The organism is Mycobacterium sp. E136, assembly GCF_001666865.1.
GTDB lineage: Bacteria > Actinomycetota > Actinomycetes > Mycobacteriales > Mycobacteriaceae > Mycobacterium.
In genome coordinates this window covers 1-4747 of the sequence record NZ_LZJE01000080.1, presented here as the reverse complement: position 1 = coordinate 4747, position 4747 = coordinate 1, and the positions used below count along the sequence as shown (strand labels likewise).

Here is a 4747-nt window from a genome sequence, read left to right as displayed (position 1 = left end):
AGCTGTGGATGGCGCAGGTCAAGGAACACGCCGCCAAGCTGGAGATCAACGGCACGCCGCTGCTGGAGGATCCGCTGTTTGCCGCCCGGGTGGCCGAGATCGAAACCGGGCTGCTCGCACTGGAACTCACGCAGATGCGCGTCAGCGGATCCGAAGCCGACGGCAAGCCGAACCCCGCGTCGTCGATCCTCAAGTTGCGCGGCAGCCAGTTGCAGCAGGCCGCCACCGAACTGTTCGTCGAGGTGGCGGGGCCGGAGGCGCTGCCGTTCGACGCCGGCGACCTCGACGTGCCCAGCTGGGCGCAGGACGCCGCACCGCGTTACCTGAACTATCGGAAGACGTCGATCTACGGCGGTACCAACGAGGTTCAGCGCACCATCATCGCTTCGACCATCCTGGGATTGTGAGCCGGCCGTGGACTTCGACCTGACCGAAGAACAGCAACTACTGCGCGACGTCACCCGCGACGTGTTGTCGCGCCGCGAGGGTGTGCGCACCGAAGGTGAGCCCGGCTGGAGCCGTGAGGTGTGGGGCCAACTGGCCGAGGTCGGCATCCTGGGGCTCGGGTTCGATCCCGACGAGGCCGGCCAGATCGAGGTGATGGTGGTGCTGACCGAGGTCGGCCGGCGGCTCGCGCCCGAACCGGTCGCCCAGGCCGCGATCATCCCCGGCGGCTTGATCGCCGAGCTCGGCAGCGACCAGCAGAAGCAGGTGCTCGACGCCGTGGCCACCGGCGAGACGCTGCTGGCGTTCGCCCACGCCGAACCGGGAACGCGGGCGCCGTCGGCCGCACCGGCGACCCGCGCCGAGAAGAGCGGTGACGGTTGGACGATCACCGGGCGCAAGAACCCGGTGCTGGCCGGTGACACCGCCGACACCGTCATCGTCACCGCGGCGCTGCCCGACGGCGGCGTGGGGTTGTTCGTCGTCGACGGTGCGGCCGTGACCCGGCAGCCCTACCGAACCTTCGACGGCCGCCGGGGTGCGCAGCTCGACTTCGACTCCACCGCCGCCGAACCGCTCGGCGATGGCGGCGACGCGACCGAACACGTCGCCCGCACCGTGATCCGGTTCCAGTCGGCGCTGTGCGCGGAGGCGGTCGGGGCGATGGAGGAGGCGTTGCGCCTGACCACCGAGTACCTCACCAGCCGAAAGCAATTCGGTGTTCCGCTGAGCAACTTTCAGACGTTGACGCAGCGGGCAGCCGACATGTATGTCTCGCTCGAACTCGCGCGCAGCATGAATTTCTACGCGGCGATGTCGATCGCCGACAACCGGTTCGACCCGGTGATCGCCGCGCGGGCCAAGTTCCAGATCGGGCGGTCGGGCCGGCACATCGCGCAGGAGGCGATCCAGCTGCACGGCGGGATCGGGATGACGGCGGAGTATCCCGTCGGGCACTACGCGGCGCGGCTGACGGCGATCGACAACACGTTCGGCACCACCGACGATCAGCTCCGCACGCTGGTCGAGCACGTCGGCGACTACGGCACGGTCTCGCTGTAGGGACTCCTGCGATTTCGGTGCGCTACCGGTCGCGAATCGATCGGTAACGCACCGAAATCAACTGAAGGGTGCGGCATGTTCATCGTCATCCTCGGCGCGGTGCTCGCGCTGATGCACGTCTACCTGTGGAAGCGGCTGGTCAAGGACACCACCCGGCGGGGTCCCGCGCGGCGGGTGCTCAGCGCCGTCCTCCTCGGGTTGGCCGCGCTGCTGATCGCTGCGCTGCTACTGCCGCGGGTGTTCGGTCCGGCCGATGCAGGCTGGTACGCCTGGCCGGGTTACCTGTGGTTCGGTGTGGCCGCCTATCTGCTGCTGACGTTGCTGGTGCTCGAACCGGTGCGATTGCTGCTGCGGCGGTGGGTCCGCCGGGCGCCGTCGGCTCCCGAGCCCGAGGATCCGAACGCGCTCAGCCGCCGCCTGTTCCTGGCCCGCGCGAGCGCCGTCGCCGCGGGGGCCGCGTCGGTCGGACTGGTCGGAGTCGGCACGGCCACCGCACTGGGGCCGCCGGACCTGCTGCGGGTGCCGGTGCGGCTGCGTGCCCTCGATCCGGCGTTCCGCGGTTTCCGGATCGCGGTGGTGTCGGACATCCACCTCGGGTCGCTGCTGGGACGGGCGCACACCGAGCGGATTGTCGGAATGATCAACGAGGCGGAACCCGACCTCGTCGCGATCGTCGGTGATCTGGTCGACGGCACCGTCGCCGAACTCGGTTCGGCCGCAGCGCCGTTGCGAGACCTCGCGGCGCCCGACGGCGCGTTCTTCGTCACGGGCAACCACGAGTACTTCGTCGACGACACCGCCGAGTGGTTACGCGAGATGGCGCGCTGGGGCGTCCACCCGCTGCGCAACGAGAACACGGCGATCCGTCGCGGCTCCGGGGTGCTCAACCTCGCGGGTGTCAACGATCTCGTCGGGGAAAGGCATTCGGAGGGTCCGGATTTCGATCGCGCATTGTCCGGCCTCTCATCCGGGGGGCCGACGATCCTGCTCGCCCACCAGCCGGTGCAGGTCGAGGAGTCCGCCGCGCGAGGGGTAGACCTGCAACTGTCCGGCCACACCCACGGCGGGCAGATGTGGCCGTTCCACTACCTCGTTCGCGCCGCCCAGCCGTCGCTCGCGGGCCTCTCGCGGGTCGACGACACCCAGCTGTATGTGACCCGCGGCGCCGGGTCTGGGGCCCGCCGGTGCGCGTCGGCGCCCCGCCCGACATCACAGTGCTCACCCTCGATGACACGAAAGACTAACCGACGCCGAGCCTTTCGCGAACCGTGTCCGCCAGGAAGCGCGCGGTGCCCACCGGCCGAAACGCGCGGGCGGCGGTGGTGAGCGCTTCCTGCGCCTCGGCGCTCAACTCGATCTCGGCGGCGGCCACGTTGAACTCGAGTTGCTCGACGCTCGACGCGCCCGGTATCGCGACCACGTTGGGCAAGTGGATCAGCCACGCGAGCGCCACCTGCGCGGGCTTGGCCCCGACATCGGCGGCCACGTCGCGCAGCGTCTGCAACAGCGGTTCGGCGCGGCGCAAGTTCTCGGTGCCGAAGAGCGGATTCGTCGCACGGATGCCGCCGGGGCGGTTGTCGGGTCCGTACTTCCCGCCGAGCAATCCCTGCGCCAGCGGGCTGTAGGCGATCACGACGCGGTTCTCCCGCTCGGCGAACGGCACCAGGCGTTCGAGCGCCTGCGGATGGGCCAGCGAGAAGTGCACCTGGTTGCTGATCACGGGTCGTCCGAGCGCCGTGTCGGCCCGCTGCCAGCGCGACAGCGAGTAGTTCGAGACGCCGGCGGCGCCGATCACGCCCTCATCGAGCAGGTCACGCATTCCCGGCATGATCACCGAATCGGGCACCACGGGGTTCGGCTGATGAACCTGATACAGGGGGATCTTCTGCAGCCCCAACCGCTGCGCGCTGGCGTGCGCGCGCTGCTTGACCACCGCGGGGAACGGGGCGACCGGGAAGACCTTGCTGGCCACCGCCACCTCCGAGCGCCGATCGCCCAGGGCCTCGCTGAGGATCCGCTCGCTCTTGCCGAACCCGTAGATCTCGGCGGTGTCGAACAACGTGACACCGAGCGCCAGAGATCGCTGCACGATTTCACGGGCGGGCCCGGAGGCGTAGCTCTCGCCGTAGCCCCACTCCCGAGAACCGAACTGCCAGGTCCCGAGCCCAATACGGCTGACCCGGCCCATTCCCTCGACGTCTAGGTATTTCACGAACGCCACAGTACTGACGGCACAGATCGGTATCGGCGGGTTTTGGCGCGCAGACGCGGGGGTATTTGAGGCGGGCTGCAGAAAGTCGGCATGACACAAGTCTCGAAAGGCGTAACGCATGCTCGAGTTCATCTGCCCCACGTGCGGGCACTTCAGCCTCGAAGAGGCCATCTGCGTGACCTGCAGCGGAGCCGGCGATCCTGACCTGGCGTTGGCTGGCTGATCATGGCTCTTCACCCGTCACTGCACCCGTTCGACCTGGTCATGGCGTCGACGCGGTTCTACTCGTCGCTCCCAGTCGTCGGCAAGCATCTGGAACCGTTCGCCGGTCTCACCGCGATGGCGATGTACGGCCACCACTACGCGCCCGCAGCGCTGCGGGGCATGGTCACCCGCCGCCTCGGCGCCGACCCGGCCGAGGCCGCGCCCGCCGATATGCCCGATCAGGACGTCGCGTCCTACCGCGGCAGCCGCGTGCCTCCCTATCTCCGCTTCCGCGCCCAGCGTCAGCGCTGCCTGTACCGCAGCTCGGTGCGCTACGGCGACCACCCCTCGCAGCTGCTCGACGTGTGGCGGCGCCCGGACCTGCCGCCCGACGCGCCCGTGCTGCTGTTCGTCCCCGGCGGCGCCTGGGTGCAGGGGTCACGCGTGATGCAGGGCCACACGATGCTGCACCACTTGGTCAAGCAGGGCTGGGTGTGCCTGACGATGGACTACCGGGTCTCCCCGGTGAACCGCTGGCCCCGCCACATCGCCGACGTGAACGCGGCGATCGCCTGGGCGCGCGCCAACGTCGACAAGTACGGCGGCGACCGGAACTTCGTCGCGATCGCGGGCTGCTCCGCGGGCGGCCACCTGGCCTCCCTCGCGGGCCTCACACCCGGCGACCCTGCGTTCCGCGGCGAACTCACCGAGGACGCCGACACCACCGTCGACGCCGTCGTCGGGATCTACGGGCGCTACGACTGGCAGGACCGGTCGACCCCCACCCGCAAGAACTTCCAGAACTTCCTGGAGCGAGTCGTGGTC

The 4747-nt window shown here is 69.5% G+C and carries 4 protein-coding genes and 1 pseudogene; 4 read left to right on the top strand and 1 reads right to left on the bottom strand.

From position 1 onward, the window contains the following. The 3 genes and pseudogenes from A5698_RS05760 to A5698_RS05750 form a co-directional block, all read left to right on the top strand. On the top strand, positions 1-407 hold a 407-nt coding region (locus A5698_RS05760), incomplete at its 5' end, for an acyl-CoA dehydrogenase family protein (RefSeq protein ID WP_286144346.1). Positions 408-414: 7 nt separating this feature from the next. Continuing rightward, positions 415-1506 (top strand): acyl-CoA dehydrogenase family protein, encoded by a 1092-nt coding sequence (locus A5698_RS05755; RefSeq protein ID WP_068294286.1) that lies wholly within the window; start codon positions 415-417, stop codon positions 1504-1506. Positions 1507-1581: 75 nt separating this feature from the next. Next, positions 1582-2750, top strand: a pseudogene (locus tag A5698_RS05750) (metallophosphoesterase). Here A5698_RS05750 and A5698_RS05745 read toward each other — a convergent pair. Beyond that, positions 2747-3718, bottom strand: coding sequence for an aldo/keto reductase (locus A5698_RS05745; RefSeq protein WP_068294293.1), 972 nt, complete (start codon positions 3716-3718; stop codon positions 2747-2749). The pseudogene A5698_RS05750 and the gene A5698_RS05745 sit on opposite strands and share 4 nt — an antisense overlap. Before the next feature lie 264 nt (positions 3719-3982). Between A5698_RS05745 and A5698_RS05740 the strand changes: the two genes are divergently transcribed. Beyond that, positions 3983-4747: alpha/beta hydrolase fold domain-containing protein (locus A5698_RS05740; RefSeq protein ID WP_502688876.1), on the top strand; the 765-nt coding region annotated here is incomplete at its 3' end.